We start from the raw sequence: 22,980 nt of genomic DNA, 5'->3' as shown, positions 1-22,980 counted from the left end.
ACCCGGGCACCCGCCGGGTCAGGAGCGCAGCAGGTCCGCGGCACTCAGGTCGAGTACACCGTCGTGCCAGGTCAGCCCGCGCAGATCACGTACGACGACCTGGGCGCCGGTGTCCAGGCCGCGCGGCCCGACGCCGATGACGTACGCACCTGCCGTCTCCCCCGCCCTGGCACCGGCGACGGCGTCCTCCAGGACGACGGTCCGCGCCGGGTCCACCCCGAGGCGGGCCGCCGCCGCGAGGTAGCCGTCGGGGGCGGGCTTGCCGTTCGTGACGTCGTCCGCGGTGACGAGCACGGGCGGCAGGGGGAGACCGGCGGCGGCGAGGCGGGCGCGGGCCAGCCCGGTGACCCCGGAGGTCACGACGGCCCAGCTGCCGTCCGGCAGGCTCGTCAGGAGGTCGAGGGCGCCGGGCAGCGCGGTCGTGGTGGCGGCCGCCTCGATCTCCAGACGGTCGATCTCGGCGAGGGCGGCGGGCCGCTCCCCCGGGTCGGTCACCAGGAGGGCGACGGTGTCGGCGGAGCGCCGTCCGTGCACCATCGCCGTGACCTGCTCGGCGGACAGTCCGCGGGCCCTGGCCCATCGGCTCCACGCCTGGTCGACGCCGACATCGGAGTCGACCAGCACGCCGTCGTTGTCGAAGAGGAGGCCGTCACAGGGAATCCTCATGTCCGGGATCGTGTCCGGGATCTTCATGTCCGGGGTCCGGGCCTTTCAGACGACGGGTCGGTTGCGGTAGCGGCCGACGAGTTCACGGGCGGCGGTCTGCATCCGGGCGGGCGGCAGTCCCCGCGCCAGCAGGGTCAGATCGTCGACGACCATGTCGCCGATGCTCAGGAAGGCGTCCGGGATGCCGCCCGCGCGGTGGGCGGAGAGGACCAGGCCCTCCAGGGAGCGGGCGGGTTCGTCGGCCGCGACGGGTTCGTCGGGCCAGACGTCGATCCCCGCGAGGAGGCGGCCCTCGGCGACCCGGGCGAGCAGCGCGGGGAAGTCCACGACCGGTGCCCGGCTGACGAGGACGAGCCGCGCCCCGTCGGGCAGCAGTGCCAGTTCGCGCTCGCCGAGCAGATGGCGGCTGTCGTCGGTGACGGTGGCGAGCACGAACACGAACGTGCTGCGGGCCAGCGTCTCGTCGAGCGTGGCCGGCACCAGGCCCTGTTCACGCAGGACGGCGGGCGGCAGCCAGGGGTCGTACACGCGCAGGGTCGGGCGGAAGGGTGCGAGGAGCGGATGGAGGCTGCGGCCGAGGTTCCCGAAGCCGATGAGGCCGATGTCGGCGCCGCGCAGCAGTACGGAGTCGGCGGTGCCGTCGGACACGTACCGCTCCCGTCCGACGCGGAACGCGCGGTCCTCGCGGCTGATGCCGCGTGCCAGGTCGAGGGCGAGCCCGAGGGCGTACTCGGCGACGGCCTGGGCGTAGGCGGGTCCGCAGCCCAGGACGTGGATGCCGCGGCGGAAGCACCCGTCGTAGTCGACGTTCGGGAAGAAGTTGCCCTCGATGTTGAGCAGGGCCCTCAACTCGCCCGCGCGAGCGAGGCGTTCGGCGGGCAGGTCGGGCTGGCCGACGACGGCGAAGGCGTCCGGCAGCGCCCGGTCGAAGGCGTCCTCGCTGTCGGGCTCGACGGCGGTGAAGCGGTCGTGGAGCCGGTCCAGGGTGTCCGGTCTGAAGATGCGTTCGACGGGGTGGGGGTCGGGGCGCAGGATCACGAGCGGCTTGTGCGGGGTGCTCACGGCTCTCCTTGCATCCGTCACGGTTCTCCTGGCCTCCGTACGCACGGTAGCCCGGCGCCGCCGGTGCGGCAGCACGGCCGGTCGCTACCCGCGCTCAGGCCTCTGGAACCTCACGCAGCGCGTCGGGCAGGACGTCGCGCAACTGGGCGCGGGCCGTGACGCCCAGCTTGGGGAAGATCCGGTAGAGGTGGAAGCCGACCGTACGGGGTGACAGGAAGATGCGTTCGCCGATCTCGCGGTTGGTCAGGCCCGCCGCGGCGAGCCGGGCGATCTGCAGTTGCTGCGGGGTGAGTTCGGACAGGTCCGTCTCCTGACCGGGGGTGGCGGTGGCGTGGACGCCCGCCGCCCGCAGTTCCGCCAGGGTGCGTTCCGTCCACGGCCGGGTGCCGAGGTTCTCGAAGACCTCAAGGGCGGCGGAGAGCAGGGGCCGTGCCTCGGTGGCGCGTCGGCGGCGGCGCAGCCATTCCGCGTAGTCGAGCAGGGTCCGCGCGCGCTCGAAGGGCCACCGGTCGCCCGTCGGACGGGCGAGCGACCGCTGGAAGTGCCGTTCGGCGTCGTCCGGTTCGGCCAGCAGGGCGTGCGCGCGGTCCACCAGGGCGGCGAGGCGCGGGGACACCTCACCCTCGGCGTGCCGCCGTCCGGCCGCGTCGAGGACCGCCCGTGCCTCCTCGGCCCGCCCGGTGCGCACGGCGACGGCCGCGAGGTCGGCGAGGTGGTAGTCGGAGGCGTGGAAGTGCAGGGGTTCGCCGTCCTGGGTGAAGACGGCGCGGAACCGGTCGTACGCCGTCGCGTGGTCGCCCTCCGCCTGTGCCGCCGCGCCCAGCGCGTAGTGGGCCCGTACCTGCAGACTGCGGCAGGTGGGCAGGTCCACGCCGTGGACGGCACGGCGGACCGCGGTGCGCGCCGCGTCCGCGTCGCCGCGCAGGGCGAGCAGGGTGGCACCGAGGATCGGCGAGCCCGCGACCACGTTCTCCAGACCGCCCTCGGCCGCCGTGCGGTACGCCTCGTCGAGGGAGGTACGGGCCGCCGTCCACGCGCCGCTCTCGTACTGGGCGAGCGCGAGGGCCTGGGCCACGGTGGCGTTGGCTCCGGCGGTCGGCGACCGCCGCAGGTGTTCCAGCGCGGCGCCCAGGAGCCGTACGGCCTCGCCGGTCTCGTCGAGCACCCAGGCCGCCGCGCCCCAGGTGATCAGCTGGGAGAGGGGCCGGTCCCGTACGGGACCGCTCTCCTCGTCGGCCGACGGACAGTCCCGGCCGGTGCCGTCCCGGTCGGTACGGTCGCGGTCTGCGTGGAGCAGGGCGAGGGCCTGGGTCCGGTGGCGCAGGGGGTCCGTGCCCGCCAGGATCCACAGGCGGTCGCTGTCGTCCTCCTGCACGGGGACGCGTTCGGCGATGCGCACGATCTTCTCGCGGTGCGCGGACTCCCCCGAGTTGTACGCCGGTGTGGTGGCCGTCGCCAGGGCGTCCAGCGCGAGCACCGGGTTCTCCTCGGTGGCGGCGTCCGCGAGCGGCAGCAGATAGCCGAGCGAGCCCTCGAACTGGGTGGTGACCGCGAGCGCCCAGCCCGCGCGCAGCGAGGCCTCGGCGAGCACGGCGGGGTCCTCGGTGAGCGCGGTGACCCGACCGGTGATCTCGGCGACCCAGCGGGGGTGCCCCGCGTACATCGCCATGGTCGCGGCGCGGACCAGGCGGCGGGCCCGGTCGGCGGGGTCGGGGCTGAGCTGGGCCGCGCGTTCCAGCGCGGTGGCGGCGGACGCGTACCCGCCACGGCGCTGCGCCCGGCCCGCGCCGGCCTCCAGTTCCTCGGCGACGCCCTCGTCCACGCCCTCGACGGCGGCGGCGCGGTGCCAGGCGCGGCGGTCCGGGTCGCCGGTGAAGACCTCGGCGAGGGACAGATGGGCCGCGTGCCGTTGTGCGTAGGTCGCCGACTGGTAGACGGCCGAGCGGATCAGCGGATGCCGGAAACGGAGACGGCCGTCGTCGATGCGGATCAGTCCGGCCCGCTCGGCGGGGTGCCAGTCGGCGGGGGTCGTGTCGGGGGCCGCGGCCGACAGGATGAGGGGCAGTTCGGCGGTCTCCGCGGCGGCGGCCAGCAGGAGCAGCTGCCGGGTGGCGGGCGGCAGGGCGGGCAGGTCCTGGGCGAAGATCGCCTCCAGCCGGTCGGTGAGGGGCAGCGAGTCCCGGGCGGCACGCGGGTCGCGGGCCACGGCCCTGGCCAGCTCGACCAGCGCCAGGGGCACCCCGGCGGCCTCGTCGAGGATGCGGGAACGGGCCCGGCCCGCGGGGGCCTCCGGCTGGAGGTCGAGGAGGCGTCCGGCCGACGCGGCGTCCAGCGGGTCGACGCTCAGCAGCGGGAACTCCCGGGCGAACTGCGCCGGTACGGACTGGTCGCGGGCCGCCACCAGCATCGCGACGGGCTCGCCCTCCAGGCGCCGGGCCACGAAGGCCAGCGTGTCGAGCGTGCCCACGTCGAGCCAGTGGGCGTCGTCCACCACCAGCAGCACCGGGCCGCGTGCCGCGAGGTCGGAGAGGAGGGTGAGCGCGCCGAGGGAGGTGAGCAGCGGATTCTGGGCGCTGTCCGGCTCCGCGTCCTCGGCCAGGCCGAACACGCCGAGCAGGGCGGTCCGTTGACGGGCGGGAAGTTCCTGAGCGAGGTCCAGCACCGGGCGCAGCAACTGGTGGAGTCCGGCGAAGGGCAGCCCCGACTCGACCTCGCAGCCCGTGCAGCGCAGCACCCGTACGCCGATTGCGCGGGCGGTCCGGCAGGCCTCGTCCAGGAGGACACTCTTGCCCGAGCCCGGACCGCCGGTGACCACCAGCACACCGGTTCCGGGCAGGTCCGTCGCCGGCTCCGCCGAGGACAACCCCTTCACGAGCGCGGTCAGCAGGGTCAGTTCACGGTCCCTGCCGACGATCCAGGCACCGTCGTCCGTCCCCGCCGCGTGCTTCACGCGTCTCCTTCCGCAGTTGTCGTGACCTCGCCACTCCGGAAGAAATGCCCGACCGTCACACGATATGCACGATTATCCCGCACGAACCCATTCCCCATGACACCGGCTACCCCACGACTCACAGCACCCCCACGAACCCGCACCCGGCCCCCGTGCACCACTCCCACCCACCCAGGGGCGCGGGGAACTGCGCGACCAGCCCCCACCGACCCGCACCCGACAAGCCCACCGCGGCCCGGGGCCCAAACCCGCCCGAATTTGACGCACAAACCCCCCACACGCTTTGATCCAAACGTGCCGAGCCCCACAACCCGGCACCCAGAGGTGCGCCCAGCCGGTGGACAAGCTCCGCAGTCCGGCCAAAGTCGCCAGGACCGTCACGGAGTCCGAGGCGGGGCCGCACTCGCGATCGATGGAGCGGACATGCCCGCCAAGCGTGGCCCCCGCACGGGATTTCTCAGGGCCGCCACCGCCCTGGTCGCCCTCGCGGCCCTGGCCTCCTGCTCGTCCGACGGGGACGCCAAGGACCCCGCCGACACCACGGGCAGCCCGAACAGCACAGGCAGCGCAGACAGCACGGAGTCGAGTTCCGGACCCGTCCGGCTACCCCCCGTACCCGACGGTTTCGACTACCAGATCGGCGGCGCCTACACCCCGCCGTCCGGCGTCGAGATCGTCGCGCGCGACCGCGGCGCCAAGCCCGCGCGCGGCCTCTACAACATCTGTTACGTCAACGCCTTCCAAGCCCAGCCCGACGAGCTGGACGACTGGCCCGACGACCTGCTGCTGCGGGACAAGAAGGGCGAGGTCGTCATCGACGCCGACTGGGACGAGGCGCTGCTCGACATCGGCACACCCGCCAAGCGCAAGCGCGTCGCGGCCCGGGTCGACCGGTGGATCGACGGCTGCGCGGACAAGGGCTTCGACGCGGTCGAGCCGGACAACTACGACAGCTACACCCGCTCCGACGGCCTGCTGAACGCGGACGACGCGGTGTCCTTCATCAAGCTGCTCTCGCAACGCGCCCACGCGCAGGGGCTGGCCATCGCCCAGAAGAACACCGTGGAACTGGCGGACCGACGCTCCGACGCCGGGCTCGACTTCGCCGTGGTGGAGGAGTGCGGCGCGTACGACGAGTGCGGTGCGTACGCGGACGCCTTCGACGACAAGGTCGTCGTCGTGGAGTACACCGACAAGGGCATGAAGAAGGCCCTGGCAGGCTTCGGCGACCGGCTGAGCATCGTCCGCCGTGACCTACAGGTGTCGACACCCGACAGCGACGACTACGTCCGCGAGACGGGCTGATCGGCTGACCGTAGCCCGGTACCGGACGGGTACCCGACGCCCACCGCGGGTCAGCGCTCCAGCAGATCCAGCGCCTGCTCCCAGTGGAACCCGCGCTGTTCGGGTCCGCCGAAGGCGTGCTCCCCGAACCGGACCCCCATCCCGCGCAGCCTCTTCAGGCTGTCCCGATAGGCGGGGTGGGCGGTCAACGCCTCGCTCACACAGGGCAGTACGGAGATCGGCACCCCCATCCCGTACGCCTCGCAGAGCGTGCCGAGGGCGAGCGTGTCGGAGATGCCGGCCGCCCATTTGTTGACGGTGTTGAAGGTCGCGGGCGCCACGGTGACGGCGTCCGGGTCGGGGAACGGGCGCGGATCGCCGGGCGAACGCCAGGCGGATCTGACCGGCCGGCCCGTCCGCGTCTCGACCGCCGGGACGTCGAAGAAGCCCGTCGCCACCGGGGTCGCGATCACGCCGACCTCCCAGTTCCGCTCCTGCGCCAGGGAGATCAACTCGCCGATGCCGTCGGCGACTCCGGCCGCGCAGACGACGACGTACAGGAAGGGTTTCCGGGCCTGTTCAGTCACCCGGGAACCCTACTGAACCGGGAACGATTCCCCGCGCTTCCCCGATCCCCCCGCTCCCCCGCGCTCCGCGTCCGGCCGCGGGCCGAGGATGCGGCGCTCCTTCTCCTCGATCGGTACGTCGTTGATGCTGGCCTCGCGCCGGGTCATCAGGCCGTGCTCGTCGAACTCCCACAGTTCGTTGCCGTACGAACGCCACCACTGCCCGTCGGCGTCACGGCACTCGTACTGGAAGCGGACCGCGATGCGGTTGCCGTCGAAGGCCCAGAGGTCCTTGCGCAGGGCGTACTCCTCCTCGCGCCGCCACTTCGCGGTGAGCAGTTCCACGATCTGGGCGCGGCCGGTGACGAAGGTGTCGCGGTTGCGCCAGACCGAGTCCTGCGAGTACGCGAGGGAGACCTTCAGCGGATCGCGGGTGTTCCAGGCGTCCTCGGCCGCCTGGACCTTCCGTGCGGCGGTCTCGCGGGTGAAGGGCGGCAGGGGCGGGCGGTCGGCGTCGGTCATACGGGGTCCCCTCGGAGTGAGCTCGCCGGTGGGCCGGCACAGGCTGGAGAACGTACGTTCTCCGCGGTCGCTGCTAACGTAGAGAACGGTGGTTCTCACGTCAAGACGGGCCACCAGGACACCAAGGAGTGAGCCGGTACATGGAGAGCGCGGTCGCCAGGGAACAGGCCCTGGACGCGGCGGAGACCCTGTTCTACGGGCGCGGCATACAGTCCGTCGGCATGGACGACATCCGTGGCGCCTCCGGGGTCTCCCTCAAGCGGCTCTACCAGCTGTTCCCGGCCAAGGAGCAGCTGGTGGTGGCCTATCTGGAGCGGCGTGACCTCCGCTGGCGAGGGCGGCTCGCCGCGTACGTGGACCGCCACGAGGACAACAACGAGACCGGTCACGCGGACGCACGGCAGCGCGTCCTCGCGGTCTTCGACTGGCTGGGCCGGTGGTTCCGCGAGCCCGACTTCCGCGGCTGCGCCTGGATCAACTCGTACGGGGAGCTGGGCGCCGTGTCGGAACCGGTGGCCGAGCGGGTCCGCGCTCACAAACGGGCCTTCGGGGAGTATCTGGGCCGTCTCGTGGACGACGCGGGACTACCCGCCGAGCTGGCCGGTCAGCTGCAGCTGCTGGCGGAGGGCGCGATGGTCACCGCCGCCGTGGAGCGGAGCGCGGAACCCGCCGCCCGGGCCGGGCGGGCGGCCCGCGCACTGATCGACTCGTACGGCTCGTCCGACCGCTCGTCCGACCGCTCGTGCGACCCGAACGGCGTGCCGGCCGGCCATTGACTGACACCCCGCCGGGTTGCAGACTCCCATTGAAGATTCAATGGACGATTGTTCACCAGACGAACGCGGGCGTTCCGTCGCGGAGCGCGTCGCGCGCGTCGCCCGACGGGAAGAGCCGCGCATGACCCTCCATCGTGACCTGCTGATCGGCGGCAAGGACCAGCCCGCGGTCTCCGGCCGCACCGCCGAGGACGTGAATCCCTACAGCTCACAGCTGTACGCCACGGTCGCCGCGGCCGGCGTCGAGGACGTCACCCGGGCCGTGGACGCCGCCGACGCCGCGTTCGAGGGGTGGGCCGCGCTCGGTCCGGCGCAGCGGCGCAAGATCTTCCTCGCCGCGGCCGACCTCCTGGAGGCCCGCACCGAGGACGCCGTACGGATCATGGCGGGCGAGGTGGGCGGCACCCGGCCCTGGGCCATGTTCAACGTCGGTCTCGCCGCGAACATCCTCCGCGAGGCCGCCGCCGCGGTGACCGCCCCGCGCGGCGAGGTCCTGAGCGCCCAGGAGGAAGGCGCCCTGGGGCTCGCGATCCGTGAACCCGTCGGTGTCGTGGCCGCCTTCTCGCCGTGGAACGCCCCGGTCATCCTCGGGGTGCGGGCCGTCGCCGCGCCGCTCGCCGCGGGCAACACCGTGGTGATGAAGCCCAGCGAGGACGCGCCGATCGCCTGCGGTCTGTTCATCGCGGACATCCTGCGCGAGGCGGGCCTGCCCGACGGCGTACTGAACGTGATCACGAACGCCCCCGAGGACGCGGCCGTCGTCGCCGAGGCCCTGGTCGCCGACGAGCGCGTACGGGCCGTCAACTTCACCGGCTCCACGAACGTCGGCCGGATCATCGGGGTGCACGCGGCCCGGCATCTGAAGCCCGCGGTCCTCGAACTCGGCGGCAAGAACTCGGTGATCGTGCTGGACGACGCCGATGTCGACTACGCGGTCGACGCGGCCGTGTTCTCGGTCTTCATGAACTCCGGTCAGATCTGCATGTCCGCCGACCGGATCCTCGTGCACGAGAGCCTGGCCGAGGAGTTCACGGCCAGGTTCACCGCGAAGACCGAGTCGCTCGCGTCCGGCGACCCGGCCGACCCGCACACCGTCGTCGGCCCGCTCGTCACCCGGGACGCCGCAGGCCGGGTCGCGGCGCTCGTGGCGGACGCCGTCGCCAAGGGCGCGACCGTCCTCACCGGGGGTGCCGCCCCCGAGGGAGCCGTGCATCCGGCGACCGTCCTGACCGACCTGCCCGAGGAGGCCGAGCTGTACCGCGGGGAGGCCTTCGGTCCGCTCGCCGTGATCAGCACGTTCGCCACGGACGACGAGGCCGTCTCCTTCGCCAACTCCACGGAGCACGGGCTGACCTGCGGGATCATCACCGAGAACGGCACCCATGGGCTCAGGGTCGCCCGCCGCATCCGTACCGGCATCGTGCATGTCAACGACCAGTCGGTCGCCGACGAACCGAACGCCCCCTTCGGCGGGTTCAAGGGCAGCGGGTACGGGCGCTTCGGCGGACGCTGGGGCATCGAGGCGTTCAGCAACACCCGCTGGGTGACCCTGGCCACGCAGCAGGCGCACTTCCCGTTCTAGATCGGACACGGCCCAGGGATGACTCGTACGGGCGTACTCGGGCAGGTGGGAGGGTGAAACGGCTCGTGCGGGATGAAAAGAGCGAGGCGAGCGTGTTGGAATCCGAGTCGGCGGGAGCCGGCGACAGTCGGCACGAACCTGCACGAGCCGTACACGACGACGATCGATGGGATGGATGACATGCCTCTTGAGGGTGAGTACGAGCCCAGTCCCACCCAGTGGGTGCGCGATCAGGTGGAGCTGTACGAGCGCTCCGGCGGTACCGAGGGAACGACGTTGCGGGAGACGGGCCTCCCCGTGATCGTGCTGACCACCCGGGGCGCGAAGAGCGGGAAGATCCGCAAGACGCCGCTCATGCGGGTCGAGCACGAGGGCAGTTACGCGGCCGTCGCCTCGCTGGGCGGCGCGCCCAAGCACCCCGTCTGGTACCACAACGTGGTCGGCGACCCCCATGTGGAGCTGCAGGACGGCCCGACCCGCCAGGACATTGACCGCGCGAGAGGTGACCGGCGAGGAGAAGGCCCGGTGGTGGGAGCGGGCGGTCGCCGCCTTCCCGGACTACGCCGACTACCAGAAGAAGACCGACCGCGAGATCCCGGTCTTCGTCCTGGAGCCGGCCGCCGGTCACTGACCGGCCCGAAAAAGGTGTGCATGAACAGGTGAACGTCGGGCACCCGATGTTCAGGTCCCGCCGCGCTCCCCCGTCGCGGCGGGGCCATTTTCGTGTGCGGCCGCGCGGCGTGCCAGCCGGGCGTCGGTCACGTCGAGGAAGATCTGGTCGACCTGCGGGACCAGATTACGGACGGACGCCTTGATGCGTACGGCGACGAGTTCGACCTCCTCGCTGTCGAGACCGGGCGTCAGGTCGACGCGGGCGGCCACCAGGGTCGAGTCGGGGCCGAGCTGCATGGTCAGCAGGGACTCCACGGAGTCGATCTCGGGCTGCGCCTCCAGCAGGGCACGGATGCGGTTGCTCGACTCCTCGTCCGTGGCCTGCCCGATCAGCTGGTCGCGCGCGTCACGGCCCAGCCGGTACGCCACGTAGACCAGGAGGCAGCCGATGGCGATGGAGGCCGAGGCCTCGTAGACGACCTGGCCGGTGACCATGTGCAGGGCCATGCCGGCGATCGCGAGGAGCACGCCCAGTACGGCGGTGCCGTCCTCGGCGATGACGGTACGCAGCGCCGGGTCACGGATCTCGGAGGAGAAGCCGCCCTGTTTCTGCACCTGGCGGACCGCGCGCAGCAGGGACCCTCCCTCGGCGAAGAGCGCCACGACCAGCACCGCGAGCCCCGCGACATATCCGCTGCGGGACTCCGAGGTCTCGCTGCCCAGGGCCTCGAAGCCCTGGAAGAACGAGAAGCAGCCGCCCATCAGGAAAATGCCCACGGCGGCCAGCAGTGACCAGAAGAAGCGTTCCTTTCCGTAGCCGAACGGGTGACGGTTGTCGGCGGGCCGCCTGCTGCGGCGCAGGGCGGCCAGGAGGAAGACCTCGTTCAGGCTGTCGGCCACCGAGTGCGCGGCCTCGGACAGCAGGGCGGGCGATCCGGCGAGCAGGCCGCCCACGGCCTTGGCCACGGCGATCACGAGGTTGGCGGCCAGTGCCACCAGCACGGTGACACGGGTACGGCGGTCCGAAGGGGAGGAAGGCTTACGGTTCACCTCCGCCGAATGCCCCACTCGCCCTGCCTCACACGAGGTGACGGCGGTTTTCGGGGAAGTCGTACGGAGGCCGACGTACGAAAGGGAGACGTTTCATGGGCGACACCAAGGGCACCGGCGGGGGCAACAGCGCGCTCGGAAAGAAATCCTTCAAGCGGTCGAAGAGCCATTTCGCGGACCGGGTGACGGCCGACGGACGCGACGGCTGGCCGGTCGCGGCCGGGCGCTACCGGCTGGTCGTGAGCCTGGCCTGCCCCTGGGCGAGCCGCGCGGTGATCTCGCGGCGGCTGCTGGGGCTTGAGGAGGCCCTGCCGATGGCGGTCACCGACCCGATCCAGGACGACCGCAGCTGGCGCTTCACGCTGGACCCCGGGGGCCGCGACCCGGTGCTGGGCATCCGCTACCTCGCCGAGGCGTACGAGGCGCGGGAACCGGGCGCCCCGGGCGGCGTCAGCGTGCCCGCCCTGGTGGACGTGGAGAGCGGGCGGCTGGTGACCAACGACTACCAGCAGCTCACCCTGGACCTCGCCACCGAGTGGCGGGACCTGCACCGCGAGGGGGCGCCGGACCTCTATCCGGAAGGGCTCCGCGACGAGATCGACGAGGTCGTGGAGGAGGTGTACGAGGACGTCAACAACGGGGTGTACCGGGCCGGGTTCGCGACCGGCCAGGAGGAGTACGCGGCTGCCCACGAGGGTGTGTTCCACCGGCTGGAGCTGCTGTCGGGGCGCCTCGCGGAGCGGCGGTACCTGGTCGGGGACACGATCACCGAGGCGGACATCCGGCTGTTCACGACCCTGGTCCGCTTCGACGCCGTCTACCACGGCCACTTCAAGTGCAACCGCCACAAGCTGACGGAGGATCCGGTGCTGTGGGCGTACGCCCGTGACCTCTACCAGACGCCCGGGTTCGGGGACACCGTCGACTTCGACCACATCAAGCGGCACTACTACCAGGTCCACGAGGGCATCAACCCGACCCGCATCGTGCCGCTCGGCCCCGACCTCTCCGGCTGGCTGACCTCGCACGGGCGCGAGGAGCTGGGCGGGCGCCCCTTCGGGGACGGGAGTCCGCCGGGTCCCGTGCGCGAGGGCGAAGAGGTGCCGGCGGCGGGCCGGCCCTGAGAGGAGCGGGGCCGCGTATTCGCCGCTGAACTGGACACTCGCCTGATGTCCCGGACAACAGCCACCGAAGGAGAGCCAGGTGTCGAAGAAGAAGAAGAGCCTGCCCGTCGTCTACAAGCCCGTCGGGTTCCTGCTCGGCTGGACGAGCGGAACCCTCGCCGGACTGGCGTTCCAGAAGGTCTGGAAGATGATCCGCCACGAGGACGACGCGCCCGACGCGCTGGACAAGGACCGCGGCTGGGGCGAGGTGCTGTTCGCGGCGGCCGTCCAGGGCGCGATCTTCGCGGTCGTCCGCAGCGCGGCGGACCGCACCGGCGCGAAGGCCATCGAGCGCTCCACCGGAGTGTGGCCCGGCGACGACAAGGGGGGCCGCGACTGACCTCCCGTACCGTCCAGTACGGTTGGCCTTCCTACAGGTGGCCGACAGTCAGGGAGCCAGTCGTGACGAACCAGGCAGCGGTGGGCGACACCGTCGAGGACTTCACCCTCCCGGATGAGACCGGCACACCCCGGCAGCTCTCGGAGCTGCTGGGCGAAGGCCCTGTCGTGCTCTTCTTCTATCCGGCGGCGCTCTCCTCGGGCTGCACCGCCGAGGCGTGCCACTTCCGCGATCTGGCCGCCGAGTTCACGGCCGCCGGGGCGCGGCCGGTGGGCATCAGCGGTGACACGGTCGAGCGCCAGCAGGAGTTCACCGAGAAGCACACCCTCGGGTATCCGCTGCTGTCCGACCCGGACGGCAGGGTCCGCGAGCTGTTCGGGGTGAAGCGCGGTTTCTCGCTGGCGCCCACCAAGCGGGTCACCTTCGTCATCGCCGAGGACCGGAAGATCCTCGAAGTGGTGCGCAGCGAACTCCGGATGAGCGCGCACGCGGACCGCGCCCTGGCGGCCCTGCGCGCGCACCGCGCCTGAACGACCCGGCCCTGCTTGGGGGGCTCAGCGTTGTCCGGACCCGGTCCTGCTTGCGCTCAGCCCTGCTTGGGTGCGGTCGCCGCTCCCAGGCGCAGGGTGAACGAGTGGCCCGACGGGTCGGCGTAACCCCGCTCCTCGTACGGGCCGCCCCCGTCCTTGGCCTCCAGCGCACGCCCGCCCAGACTGATGACCTTGCGCTCGGCCGCGTCGAGGTCGTCGACGTGGAAGTCCAGGTGTGCCTGGAGCGAGTTCTCGGGGCGCGGCCAGCTGGGCGGGGTCGCGTTCACGTCCCGCCGGAACGCCATCCGCATGCCGTCGGCCCCCTGGATCTCCACCCGGTTCGCCGTCGCGTCGGTCTCCTCGCCGTCGAGGAACTCCTTGTAGAACGCGGCGAGTTTCTCGGGCTCGGAACAGTCCAGAACCACGAACCCTGCCACTACCAGTGCCATATCTCCTCCGAAGACCGGTCGAGCGCGAACGGCCCTCCGCCCACTGCTCGTCGACCGGGTACCCCGTCGTGTGGCATACAGCCCGGGCAACAGGTCGCGGCATAGATCATTTACGATCAGGGCAGCCTCGTAGCGCAAATCGAGTCAACTTTCGTCTCAGGAAGCGCAGTTCGAGTCAGCGGGCGTCACTTCGGCACGCCCGCGCGCAGGAGTGGGGGCCCTGCGAACTCGCCTCAAGGAAGGACGCGAATGCCGCAGGACGTCAGGTTCGACCTCCCCTTCGCCACCCCGGTCAGCGCACATCTCGACCACGCCCAGTCCCGCCATCTGCGCTGGGTGTGGGACAAGGGCCTGGTGCGCAGCAACGCCGGCTTCGAGGAGTACCGGTCCTGGGATCTGCCCCAGGCCGCCGCCCGCACCTACCCCCACGCCTCCGCCGACGACATGGTCGTCCTGATGAACTGGTTCTCGCTGGCCTTCCTCTTCGACGACCAGTTCGACTCGGGCAGGCCCGACCGTGCCGACCGCATAGCGGAGGTGGCGCGGGAACTCATCGTCACCCCGCTGCGGCCCGCGGGCATCACCCCTCGGGTGGTCTGCCCCATCACGGTCGCCTGGGCCGAGGTCTGGGCCCGTCTTTCGGATGGCATGTCTCTGACATGGCGTACGCGCTTCGCGGCCTCCTGGGGCCGTTTCCTGGTGGCGCACACCGAGGAGGTCGACCTCGCCTCACGCGGCCTGACCGGCACGCTCGACCTTCAGGAGTACGCGGCGTTCCGTCGCCGTACGGTGGGCATCCACCACAGCATCGACGCCGGGGAGCGCAGCCGCGGCTTCGAGGTGCCCGCCGAGGCGGCGGCGCATCCGCTGATGGAGAGGATGCGGGACCTCGCCGCCGACACCATCGGCTTCATGAACGACATCCACTCCTTCGAGCGCGAGAAACGCCGGGGGGACGGGCACAACCTGATAGCCGTCCTGCACCGGGAGCGCCGCTGCGACTGGCAGGAGGCCGCCGACGAGGCGTACCGGATGACCTCGGAGTGCCTGGCCGAGTACCTCGAACTGGAGTCGCAGGTACCGAAGATGTGCGACGAGCTCGGCCTGAACGAGCAGGAGCGCGACAGGGTCCGGATGGGCGTCGAGGCGATCCAGCACTGGATCAACGGCAACTACGAATGGGCGCTGACCTCGGGCCGCTACGCCGCCGACAAGGAAACCCCCGCCTCCCAGGCGGAACTGGCGGGCAAGGGCTCCCTGGACGACCTCCTGGCAGTCTGACAACGATTTCCTGGCCCCTCTTCAGCACCGCTGAAGAGGGGCCGCCCTTCAGGGGCGCGGGGAACTGCGCGCCCGGCCCCCACGCACCCGCGGACGACACACGACCCGGAACAGGCCGAAGGCCCGCCGCCCGGCGAACGGGCAAACGGGCCTGCGGGCTACGGGGCTACGGGCTCAGGCGGCGAACTGAACCGGCAACCGGTCCAACCGCGCCTCCCACGTGGACGCGGTAGCCGTGAGCTCCTCCGGAGCGACCGCGAGCCGCAACCCCGGCAACCGGTGCAGCAGCACATCGACGGCGGTCTCGATGATCGCCTGCCCGATGTTCTGCCCGGGGCACTCGTGCGGCCCCCCGCTGAACGCCAGATGCGACTGATTGCCGTGCACGGAGACACCCACGTCGGGCCGGATCTCCGGATCGATGTTGCCGGCGGTCAGCCCGAGCACCAGCAGGTCGCCCTCCTGGAGCCGGTGCCCGCCGAGCTCCATGTCCGCGGTCGCGAACCGCCCCGGCAGGACGGCCAGCGGCGGAGTGTTCCACATGACCTCCTCCACGACGGCGGAGATGTTCAACTGCCCGCTGACCAGGCCGGAGAGCCGCCCCGCGTCGGTGAGGACCAGTTGCAGCACCCGGGCCAGCAGGTTGCTGGTCGTGGTGTGCGCGGTGATCAGCACCAGCCGCAGATGGTTGACGATCTCGTCCTCGTCGAGGTCTGCGTGGTGCTCCAGCAGCCCGGTGGTGAAGTCGGACCCGGGCTCCACCCGCTTGCGCTCGGTGAGTTCGCCGAGGATCTGCATGATGCGGTCGTTGTGGGCGAGGGCTTCCGCACCCCCCTTGATGACCTGCGCGGACGACTCGGCGAGCCGCCGCCCCTCGCTCTCCGCGAGCCCGAACACCCTGGTCAGTACGAGCATCGGCAGGTACTCGGCGTACTCGGACACCAGGTCGGCGCTGCCGGCCTCGGCGAACGCGTCGATCTGCTTGTTCGCGAAGTGCGTGACGTGCCGGCGGATGCCGCGGCCCGAGACGGCCTGCAGATTGTCGGTGACGGCGCTGCGCAGCCTGCGATGCGGCTCACCGTCCTGCGAGACGCAGTCGGGCCGCCAGCCCACCATCTGCATCAGCGGGGACGCGCTCTCGACGCGGCCCTCCTTCCAGTCCCGCCAGATCCGCGAATCCCGGCTGAACTGGCGGGGGTTGTCGAGCACCCGCCGGTTCTCCCGGTAGCCGAGCACCAGCCAGGCGGGCACGTCGCCCTCCAGCAGGACCGGCGCGACGGGCCCGTGCTCCTTGCGCAACCGCCCGTAGATGCCGATCGGGTCGACGGCCGCCTCGGGCCCGTAGAGCCGGGTGGGGTCCCCTCCCCCGCCGTGCGCGACCGGGCAGCCGCGCGGGGCGTCGGGGCCGTCGTTCAAGGGCTGGTCGGTCATCGCGACTCCAGTGCGACTGCGGAGCGGTCCTTGAGGTGCCGTATCAGCGCGATGAGCACATCACGGCTGGAGGCCCGGTCGCGCGCGTCGCAGGCCACCACCGGGATGTCCGGGGAGATGTCCAGGGCGTCCCGGATCTCCTCGACCGGGTGGTCCTTGGAGTCCGGGAACACGTTCAGGGCGATCACGAACGGGACGTTCTGCCGCTCCATCTCCTCGATGGCCCGGAAGCTGGAGGCCAGCCTGCGGGTGTCGACCAGGACCACGGCTCCGAGCGCGCCCTTGAAGAGGCCGTTCCACAGGAACCAGAACCGTTCCTGCCCGGGGGTGCCGAACAGGTACAGCATCAGCTGGTCGTTGAGGCCGATCTTGCCGAAGTCCAGGCTGACCGTGGTCTCCTGCTTGTCCGCCACCCCGATCAGGTTGTCGACGTCGGCGCTGGCCTGGGTCAGCGTCTCCTCGGTGGTGAGCGGCTTGATGTCGCTGACGGACCGGACCATGGTGGTCTTTCCGGTACCGAATCCGCCGGCGATCATCACCTTCACCGAGCGGGCACCGGCCGCGCCGTCGGCCGGGTCGCGGTCGGGATGGTCAAAGCCTTTGAAGTCCACTGAGTACCTCCTCAAGGAGCGCGAGGTCGGGCCCGCGACCGGCGCCCGACGCCGGGATGGGATCACGGGCCTCAACGCGGCCTGCGTCCAGCAGATCGGCCAAGAGCACCGCGAGAATGTTGAAGGGCAGTCCGAGGTGGGCGCCGAGTTCGGCCACCGACAACGGATCACGGCAGCGCCGGAGGATCTCCTCGTGTTCGTGCTGCAGGCCGGGACCGGCCGCCCCACGGGAGGTGATGAGGGTCGCCACGTCTAGGCTCGACGCCGAACCGCCCGGTCCGCTGCGACCGCCCGTGAGGACGTAGTAGCGCTCAAGACCGGACGGGTCCGCGGGTCCACTGGGACCACTCATCCAGAGTGCTCCTCCACTCGCGCAGTGGTGCCGAGGAGTTCACCCATCCTGCGGGCCAGGTCCCTCATCTGGTGGCCGAGGAGGCCCTGGTCGAGCCCTTCCCTGGCCAGGACGCCGAGGTAGGTCTCCACGCCCGCGCGCACCACGAAGAGGTGGCCGCCGTCGACCTCGATCATCGCGAGGCGCAGCTGCCCGGCGTACTTGGGGAACTGCTCGGCCACCGGCTGGGCCAGCGCCTGCAGTCCCGCCACCACGGCGGCGAAGCGGTCCACGTCGTCGGGGTCGTCGGCCCCGTAGGAGGTGATGGCCTTTCCGTCGCTGGAGGCGACAAGGGCGAAGCGGATCTCCTTGATGCTCTCGACCAGATCGCGGAGCGCCCAGCTCACGTCGGTTCCCTGTTGCGTCATGAGGACTAGTCGCTCTCTTCCGTGCGGTGCTCTGTGGACTCGGCGCCGGAGGCCGGCTCACGCTCGGCCATCGGCTCACGCCCCGCCGTGGCGAAGGCGGCCAGGCCGGTGAAGGACGCGTCCGGCGGTACCGCGTGCGAGGCGGTGGTGACGGAGTCGTCCTCCTGCACGGCCGCCTTCGGCGGCTCGGACTCGGTTCGCCTGCGGCGCCTGGGCAGACCGCCGGGCGTGGTGTCCCCGGTCTCCTCCGGTTCCGCGGCCGGGTCCGCCGTGTCGCTCCCGGCGGCCTCGGTGTCCGGCGCGGCCGTGACCTGGGCGGCCGGGGCGGGCGCGATGACGGCGGCGGGCAGCGGGCTGAAGTACTTGTGGGGTACCACGATGACCACCGACGTACCGAGCCAGGGCGAGTCGGCGAAGGTGACCCTGATGCCGTACCGGCGGGCCAGCACTCCCACCACCCGCAGACCGAGGTGCGCGTCCTCGGACACGCCGCCGATACCGGGGCCGGGTGCCACGCCTTCGAGCGCCTGGAGAGCCTCCTGCTTCTTCTCCTCGCTCAGGCCCTTGCCGGAGTCCTGGATCTCGACGCCGACGCCGTTCGGGACCTCCTTGCCCGAGACGATCACGGGCTCGGTGGGCGGCGAGTAGCGCGCCGCGTTGTCCAGCAGATGGGCGAAGATCAGCGTGAGGTGGTCCACCAGACCGCCGTCGACGCCGAGTTCGGGCAGGTACTGCACCTGGACGCGGTCGAAGTCCCTGATCCGGCCGATGCCGCCGCGCACCACGCTGAGCAGCCGCTGCGGCTCCTGCCACTGGCGGCCGGGCCGGTCGGTGCCGCCGAGTACGCCGATGCTCGCCGCCAGGGAGTCGGCGGGGCCGAGCTCCTGGTCCAGCTCCATCAGTCCCTGGGCGACGGACGGCAGCCTGCCGTGCTCGCCCTGCATCTCGTGCAGCCGGCCGCGCAGCTTGCTCGTCAGTACGTGGATACGGCTGCCGATGCTGATGACGGCCTGCTCGGCGGAGGTGGAGCGGTCGAGCTCCTGCTCCACACCCATGAGCGCGGTCCTGAGGGCCTTGCGCAGTGCGGCCTGCAGGTCGGCGCCCACTTCGGCGCCCTGGCCGGCCGTGGGCAGCAGGTCGTCGATGGAGTCACCGGCTCTGAGCCGCTCCAGAGCTTCGGGCAGCAGGCCGTCGGCGAGCCGGGCGACCGCGGCGAGCTGCCGGTCCAGCTGTTCCTGCCAGGCCCGGTTCTGCTCGGCGATCCGCGTCTCGTAGGCCGTGGCCTGTTCGGCGAGCTGTGTGTCGTGGGCGGCGCGCTCGGCGGCGTGTTTCCGTTCGAGGCCGGCCACGTGCTGCTGCCACTGCTGGGAGTGCTCGGCCTGCGCGTTTCTGAACTCACCCGCGCTGCTGCGCAGTTGACGCTGGGAGCGGATCAGGAGCCGTACGGTGACGGCGCTCGCGGCCGTGACGACGACGCCGGAGACGATCGCGGGTATTCGGACCTGGTCGGAGCCAACGACCGCGGCGACGACGGTACCGGCCCCTAAAGCCAGCGGCAGCAGCCACCAGCCGTACCAGGGGACCGGTGCCCGCGCCGCCGGTGGCGGAGTGGCAAGTTCCATCTGCATCCTTCAAAGCAACACGATCGAACAGGGGGAAACTCGGGGGGCTGCACTCGTCACGGAGTGGTCGACCCCGTGACAGGCATGCGTGGACAGCGAGTGACAACCGATTGCTGTTGCGTCAACTCGCCGCACTTCAGGGAACCTTATCGGTTTTGATCTCCACCTGATCACCGTGGCCGACCCCTCGCCGTGAAGGTCTGGTTACGCTCCCACCAGGCTCTTTGAGTCGACAAATCCGTTGACCAACCACCATGATCCAACTTGGGCGGGGTAAATAGGTGCATACGCCACGGGCCGCTGGCCGGGATCTTCCCCTCTCATGGCCGAGGCCCCGCCGTGAACGACGGGGCCTGCACACACCCGAGCTATTACCGCGGGTTACTACGATTTGATCACGCCGGGCGGGCGACCAGCTCCCTGCGTACGGGGTCGGTGACACCGAGGCCGGGCGCCGGGGCCAGCGAGAGGACGCCGACCTTGCCCAGGTGGGTGTTGCTCTGGACCAGTCTGGCGGCCTCCGCCGTGTCGGTGAGGGGGTAGGTCTCGGTGAGCGCGGGGACCAGATGGCCGAGGCCGAGGAGACGGTGGACGGCGGCCTGCTCATGGAGGTTGGAGCCATGGCTGCCGATGACACGCTTGAGCCGCATCCACAGATAGCGGTTGTCGAACTCGTGCTGATAACCCGTGCTGGAGCCACAGGTGACCACCGCGCCGCCACGGCGTACGACGAAGACGGAGACACCGAAGGTGGCCCGGCCCACATGCTCGAAGACGATGTGCGGGTCCTCCCCCGTCGCGGCCCGGATCCGTCTGCCGAGGCGCTTGCCGACGACGGACGGGTCCGCGGGCGCCTCGCCGCCCATGAGCCCGATCTCCTCCCGGTTGATGACCACGTGACACCCGAGGCGGCGGGCGTACTCCGCCTTGCGCTCGCTGCTGACCACACCCACCGCGATCCCGCCGCCGTTGCGGACGAGTTGGACCGCGTACGCGCCGAGCCCGCCGGCCGCTCCCCAGATCAGGACCACGTCGCCCTGGGTCATCCGGGCGCCCCGGTCGCTGACGAGCATGCGGTACGCCGTGCCCGCGCACAGCGGATTCGAGGCGGCCTCCTCCCAGGTCAAGTGGGCCGGTTTCGGCAGGAGTTGGCTGGCGCGGGCGACGGCGTAGTGGGCCAGTCCGCCGTAGTTCGTCTCGAAGCCCCACGCCAGCATGCCGTTGCCGAGCATGCCGTCGGCGTGGGTCGCCGGGTCCTCCTCGTCCACATAGACCGGGCTCACCACGACATGGTCGCCGACGTGCCATCTGCGCACGCCCGAACCCGCGCGGACGACGACCCCGGACGCGTCCGAGCCGATCACGTGGAACGGCTGGTCGTGCCGGGCCGCCCACCGGTCCTGGCGGCCGAAGTGCTTCAGGAAGGAGAAGGTCGGGATGGGCTCGAACATCGCCGACCAGACGGTGTTGTAGTTGATGCCGCTCGCCATGACGGCCACCAGCACCTCGTTCGGGGCGAGTTCGGGCATCGGTACGTCACCGAGGTGGATCGACTTGCGGACGTCCTTGTCGGCCACCCCGGCGAAACTGTCCACGTCCTCCGCGCGCAGATGGGCGGCGGTGTAGCGGCCGGGGGTGGGGAGGTGTGCCAGTTCCGTGCGGTCGGCTCCCGCGACGACGGCCTGCGCCAGCGCGTCCATGGTGGTTCCTCCTTGGGTGGGGATCGGCTCGGGTCCGCTCGGACCGGGGGTCAGCTCAGGCCGAGGCCTTGCGCGAGCGTCGGCCAGGACGCCTTGAACTCCTGCCGCCAGTTCGGCCAGGCGTGCGCTCCCCCGCTGTAGAAGTGCACCTGAGCCGGGATGCCCAGGGCGTCCAACTGCGCGGTGAAACGGTGGGCTTGAGCCCAGAGCGTGCCTTCCAGCAGGGCACCTTCGAGGTTGCCGAAGTCACCGCCCGGCAGACCGCTGCCCTGCGAGATGTACAGCCCGGTGCCCTGGAGGGCGCGTGCCTGCGCGTAGGGGTTGTGCCGGTTCCAGTTGTCCCGGTTGAACAGGTAGCTGCCCCACAGGGTCAGCGGGAGCAGCAGCTCCCGGGCGACGATGGCGTTGAGCACGGTCGGCATGCCGAGGGCCGTGGTGTCGAGGATCCCGCTGTACGAGGCCGCCGCGCCGAAGGTGCCCGGGTGCCGTGCGGCGAAGGCCAGGGCACCGTAGCCGCCGGTGGACACGCCGGCGACGGCGCGCTTCGTCCCGGCCCGGAACCTCTGCTGCAGCACGCCCATCAACTCGTCCACCTGGAACGTCTCGTAGTCCGGCGCGCCCGCGCTTCCGTAGTTCCACCAGTCGGTGGGGATGCCGGTGGGTCCCGACGAGGGCATCACGGTGAGGACGTCCTGCCCGGCGAGGAAGTCGACGACGTCCGTCTCCCTGGTCCAGGACGTGTAGTCGTCGTGGGCACCCTGGAGGAGATACAGGACGGGCCAGGTGCGGTCGGGCTGCGCGGCGTAACCGGTCGGCAGGACGACCCGCACGGGCAGGGAGGCGCCGGCCGCCGGGGAGGCGATCGTGAGGTCGACGGTCCGGGCGTCGAGCCACGTCTCGCCCACGACGGTGGCGGTCGCGGCGGCCTTCGCGAGGGGGGCGGAGGCTTCGACGGGTGCGGCGGATGCGCCGACGGGTGCGGCGGCCGTCGGCGGCGCGGTGAGTACGACGCCCGTGCCGAGCAGGGCCGTCGTCACCGCGAGAGCGGCACATCTGCGCTTACGAGTCATGGGGCAAGTCCCTTCAGGAGTCCCGCATCAGGAGTCCCGCAGATCGCGTGTCAGCAACCGGGCCAGGTGGTCGACGACCGGTGGGTCGAGCAGTGACAGATGGTGGCCCGGCAGCGGGACGACGGTCAGGTCGGTGCAGTGCGCGTCCCAGCCGAGCGTCGCGTCCTCGCGCTCGTAGCGGGGGTCCCGGACGGTGTGCGGGGCGGGTTCGCTCGCGCGGTAGAGCAGGGTGCGGCCCGCGTATCCGCCGGGACGGTGGCGTTCGCCGCTGCGCAGGTCCAGGTAGGAGCTCCGCTGGTGTTCCAGGACGGCTTCCGGTAGCTCCACGGTGTCCCTGAGCACCTTGATGACGAGGTCGATCCTTGCGGTGTCGTCGAGGGCGGCGAGTTCGTCGTACGGGAGGTCCAGTGCCGTGCCGTACGTGCGTTCCACGTAGGTGGCGAAGTCCTGGAAGTGGCGCAGGGCCTGCTCGGCCGGAGGGACGGTGGTGGGGAGGGGGAGGACGGAGTCCAGGAGGATCAGGGCGCGGACTGTGCCGTGGGGGGTGAGGAGTCCGGCCGCCTCCTGGGCCACGAGTCCGCCGTACGACCACCCGCCGATCACCCATGGGCCGTCGGGGCTCGTCTCCCGTACGCATCGGGCGAACTCCGCGGCGCGGCCCGGTACGTCGTCCGGCTCCGCCTGTCTGTCGAACCCGTACAGCGGGCGGTCGGCGTCGAGGCTTGCTGCCAGGCGGGTGTAGACGGTGGCGTCGCCGCCTGCGGCGTGGGCGAGGAAGAGGGGGGTGGCTCCGCCGGTGGAGGGGTAGGTGCGCAGGGTTTTCGGGTGCGGGTGGGTCGTGGTTGCTCGCGCCGTTCCCCGCGCCCCTGACGGGGCCCTTGGGTGCGGGTTCGATGTGGTTGCTCGCGCCGTTCCCCGCGCCCCTGACGGGGCCTTTGGGTGCGGGTTCGATGC

The 22,980-nt window shown here is 71.4% G+C and carries 22 protein-coding genes and 1 pseudogene; 8 read left to right on the top strand and 15 right to left on the bottom strand.

From position 1 onward, the window contains the following. Positions 1 to 18 precede the first annotated feature (18 nt). The 3 genes from ACFVH5_RS17235 to ACFVH5_RS17225 all read right to left on the bottom strand — a co-directional run bounded on the left by ACFVH5_RS17235 (position 19) and on the right by ACFVH5_RS17225 (position 4,678). Entirely contained in the window at positions 19 to 666 is a 648-nt protein-coding gene (locus tag ACFVH5_RS17235) for an HAD-IA family hydrolase (protein WP_385834509.1), read from the bottom strand. A 45-nt stretch (positions 667 to 711) separates the two neighbouring features. Next, positions 712 to 1,728: an NAD(P)-dependent oxidoreductase gene (locus ACFVH5_RS17230; protein ID WP_385834507.1), complete on the bottom strand. Its 1,017-nt coding sequence runs from the start codon at positions 1,726 to 1,728 to the stop codon at positions 712 to 714. 94 nt (positions 1,729 to 1,822) lie between these two features. Next, positions 1,823 to 4,678, bottom strand: a complete 2,856-nt coding sequence (locus ACFVH5_RS17225; protein ID WP_385834506.1) for an ATP-binding protein — start codon at positions 4,676 to 4,678, stop codon at positions 1,823 to 1,825. A gap of 423 nt (positions 4,679 to 5,101) precedes the next feature. Between ACFVH5_RS17225 and ACFVH5_RS17220 the strand changes: the two genes are divergently transcribed. Next, complete coding sequence (locus ACFVH5_RS17220; RefSeq protein WP_385834505.1) at positions 5,102 to 5,983, top strand: endo alpha-1,4 polygalactosaminidase; 882 nt, start codon at positions 5,102 to 5,104, stop codon at positions 5,981 to 5,983. A gap of 50 nt (positions 5,984 to 6,033) precedes the next feature. Here ACFVH5_RS17220 and ACFVH5_RS17215 read toward each other — a convergent pair whose 3' ends face one another. Together ACFVH5_RS17215 and ACFVH5_RS17210 are read right to left on the bottom strand one after the other, a co-directional pair. Further along, positions 6,034 to 6,549 (bottom strand): flavoprotein, encoded by a 516-nt coding sequence (locus ACFVH5_RS17215; protein ID WP_385834504.1) that lies wholly within the window; start codon positions 6,547 to 6,549, stop codon positions 6,034 to 6,036. Positions 6,550 to 6,558: 9 nt separating this feature from the next. Beyond that, positions 6,559 to 7,050 carry a DUF1348 family protein gene (locus ACFVH5_RS17210; RefSeq protein WP_385834503.1) on the bottom strand — a complete coding sequence of 164 codons (492 nt, stop codon included), beginning with the start codon at positions 7,048 to 7,050 and terminating at the stop codon, positions 6,559 to 6,561. Positions 7,051 to 7,190: 140 nt separating this feature from the next. Between ACFVH5_RS17210 and ACFVH5_RS17205 the strand changes: the two genes are divergently transcribed. From ACFVH5_RS17205 to ACFVH5_RS17195, 3 genes and pseudogenes are all read left to right on the top strand, one after another. Further along, positions 7,191 to 7,826 (top strand): TetR/AcrR family transcriptional regulator, encoded by a 636-nt coding sequence (locus ACFVH5_RS17205; protein ID WP_385834501.1) that lies wholly within the window; start codon positions 7,191 to 7,193, stop codon positions 7,824 to 7,826. Between the two features lie 121 nt (positions 7,827 to 7,947). Beyond that, the gene (locus tag ACFVH5_RS17200; RefSeq protein WP_385834500.1) at positions 7,948 to 9,408 is read left to right on the top strand and encodes an aldehyde dehydrogenase family protein; all 1,461 of its coding nucleotides are present in this window, start codon (positions 7,948 to 7,950) and stop codon (positions 9,406 to 9,408) included. A 180-nt stretch (positions 9,409 to 9,588) separates the two neighbouring features. Continuing rightward, a pseudogene (locus tag ACFVH5_RS17195) lies at positions 9,589 to 10,039 on the top strand (nitroreductase family deazaflavin-dependent oxidoreductase). A gap of 50 nt (positions 10,040 to 10,089) precedes the next feature. Here ACFVH5_RS17195 and ACFVH5_RS17190 read toward each other — a convergent pair. Further along, positions 10,090 to 11,070, bottom strand: coding sequence for a cation diffusion facilitator family transporter (locus ACFVH5_RS17190; RefSeq protein WP_385834499.1), 981 nt, complete (start codon positions 11,068 to 11,070; stop codon positions 10,090 to 10,092). 95 nt (positions 11,071 to 11,165) lie between these two features. On the opposite strand from ACFVH5_RS17190, the gene ACFVH5_RS17185 reads away from it, so the two are divergent. From ACFVH5_RS17185 to ACFVH5_RS17175, 3 genes are all read left to right on the top strand, one after another. Then, entirely contained in the window at positions 11,166 to 12,194 is a 1,029-nt protein-coding gene (locus tag ACFVH5_RS17185; RefSeq protein ID WP_385834498.1) for a glutathione S-transferase family protein, read from the top strand. Positions 12,195 to 12,273: 79 nt separating this feature from the next. Then, positions 12,274 to 12,573 (top strand): DUF4235 domain-containing protein, encoded by a 300-nt coding sequence (locus ACFVH5_RS17180; RefSeq protein WP_366785589.1) that lies wholly within the window; start codon positions 12,274 to 12,276, stop codon positions 12,571 to 12,573. Positions 12,574 to 12,635: 62 nt separating this feature from the next. Continuing rightward, positions 12,636 to 13,103 (top strand): peroxiredoxin, encoded by a 468-nt coding sequence (locus ACFVH5_RS17175; protein ID WP_385834497.1) that lies wholly within the window; start codon positions 12,636 to 12,638, stop codon positions 13,101 to 13,103. Between the two features lie 56 nt (positions 13,104 to 13,159). Here ACFVH5_RS17175 and ACFVH5_RS17170 read toward each other — a convergent pair whose 3' ends face one another. Next, complete coding sequence (locus ACFVH5_RS17170) at positions 13,160 to 13,552, bottom strand: VOC family protein (RefSeq protein ID WP_385834496.1); 393 nt, start codon at positions 13,550 to 13,552, stop codon at positions 13,160 to 13,162. A gap of 249 nt (positions 13,553 to 13,801) precedes the next feature. On the opposite strand from ACFVH5_RS17170, the gene ACFVH5_RS17165 reads away from it, so the two are divergent. Continuing rightward, positions 13,802 to 14,833: a 7-epi-alpha-eudesmol synthase gene (locus tag ACFVH5_RS17165; RefSeq protein WP_385834495.1), complete on the top strand. Its 1,032-nt coding sequence runs from the start codon at positions 13,802 to 13,804 to the stop codon at positions 14,831 to 14,833. A 174-nt stretch (positions 14,834 to 15,007) separates the two neighbouring features. On the opposite strand, the gene ACFVH5_RS17160 is transcribed toward ACFVH5_RS17165, so the two are convergent. From ACFVH5_RS17160 to ACFVH5_RS17125, 8 genes are all read right to left on the bottom strand, one after another. After that, positions 15,008 to 16,264 carry a cytochrome P450 gene (locus ACFVH5_RS17160; protein WP_385834494.1) on the bottom strand — a complete coding sequence of 419 codons (1,257 nt, stop codon included), beginning with the start codon at positions 16,262 to 16,264 and terminating at the stop codon, positions 15,008 to 15,010. Then, positions 16,261 to 16,875 carry an ATP/GTP-binding protein gene (locus tag ACFVH5_RS17155; RefSeq protein ID WP_385834493.1) on the bottom strand — a complete coding sequence of 205 codons (615 nt, stop codon included), beginning with the start codon at positions 16,873 to 16,875 and terminating at the stop codon, positions 16,261 to 16,263. Before ACFVH5_RS17155 ends, ACFVH5_RS17160 begins: the two co-directional genes overlap by 4 nt. Next, entirely contained in the window at positions 16,856 to 17,227 is a 372-nt protein-coding gene (locus ACFVH5_RS17150; RefSeq protein WP_384801957.1) for a DUF742 domain-containing protein, read from the bottom strand. Before ACFVH5_RS17150 ends, ACFVH5_RS17155 begins: the two co-directional genes overlap by 20 nt. Further along, positions 17,224 to 17,634, bottom strand: coding sequence for a roadblock/LC7 domain-containing protein (locus ACFVH5_RS17145; RefSeq protein ID WP_384801960.1), 411 nt, complete (start codon positions 17,632 to 17,634; stop codon positions 17,224 to 17,226). Before ACFVH5_RS17145 ends, ACFVH5_RS17150 begins: the two co-directional genes overlap by 4 nt. Before the next feature lie 5 nt (positions 17,635 to 17,639). Then, entirely contained in the window at positions 17,640 to 19,256 is a 1,617-nt protein-coding gene (locus ACFVH5_RS17140) for an ATP-binding protein (RefSeq protein ID WP_385834492.1), read from the bottom strand. A gap of 395 nt (positions 19,257 to 19,651) precedes the next feature. After that, positions 19,652 to 20,956 carry a crotonyl-CoA carboxylase/reductase gene (gene ccrA / locus ACFVH5_RS17135; protein ID WP_385834491.1) on the bottom strand — a complete coding sequence of 435 codons (1,305 nt, stop codon included), beginning with the start codon at positions 20,954 to 20,956 and terminating at the stop codon, positions 19,652 to 19,654. A gap of 50 nt (positions 20,957 to 21,006) precedes the next feature. Next, positions 21,007 to 22,026: an alpha/beta hydrolase gene (locus tag ACFVH5_RS17130; RefSeq protein ID WP_385834490.1), complete on the bottom strand. Its 1,020-nt coding sequence runs from the start codon at positions 22,024 to 22,026 to the stop codon at positions 21,007 to 21,009. A 27-nt stretch (positions 22,027 to 22,053) separates the two neighbouring features. Next, the coding region (locus ACFVH5_RS17125) for a thioesterase domain-containing protein (protein ID WP_385834488.1) at positions 22,054 to 22,980 on the bottom strand (927 nt) is incomplete at its 5' end.

Source organism: Streptomyces sp. NPDC127119 (assembly GCF_042677425.1).
In the GTDB taxonomy this organism is placed as follows: Bacteria; Actinomycetota; Actinomycetes; order Streptomycetales; family Streptomycetaceae; genus Streptomyces.
The sequence above is the reverse complement of the archived record's forward strand: the minus strand, read 5'-3'. Positions and strand labels throughout refer to the sequence as shown.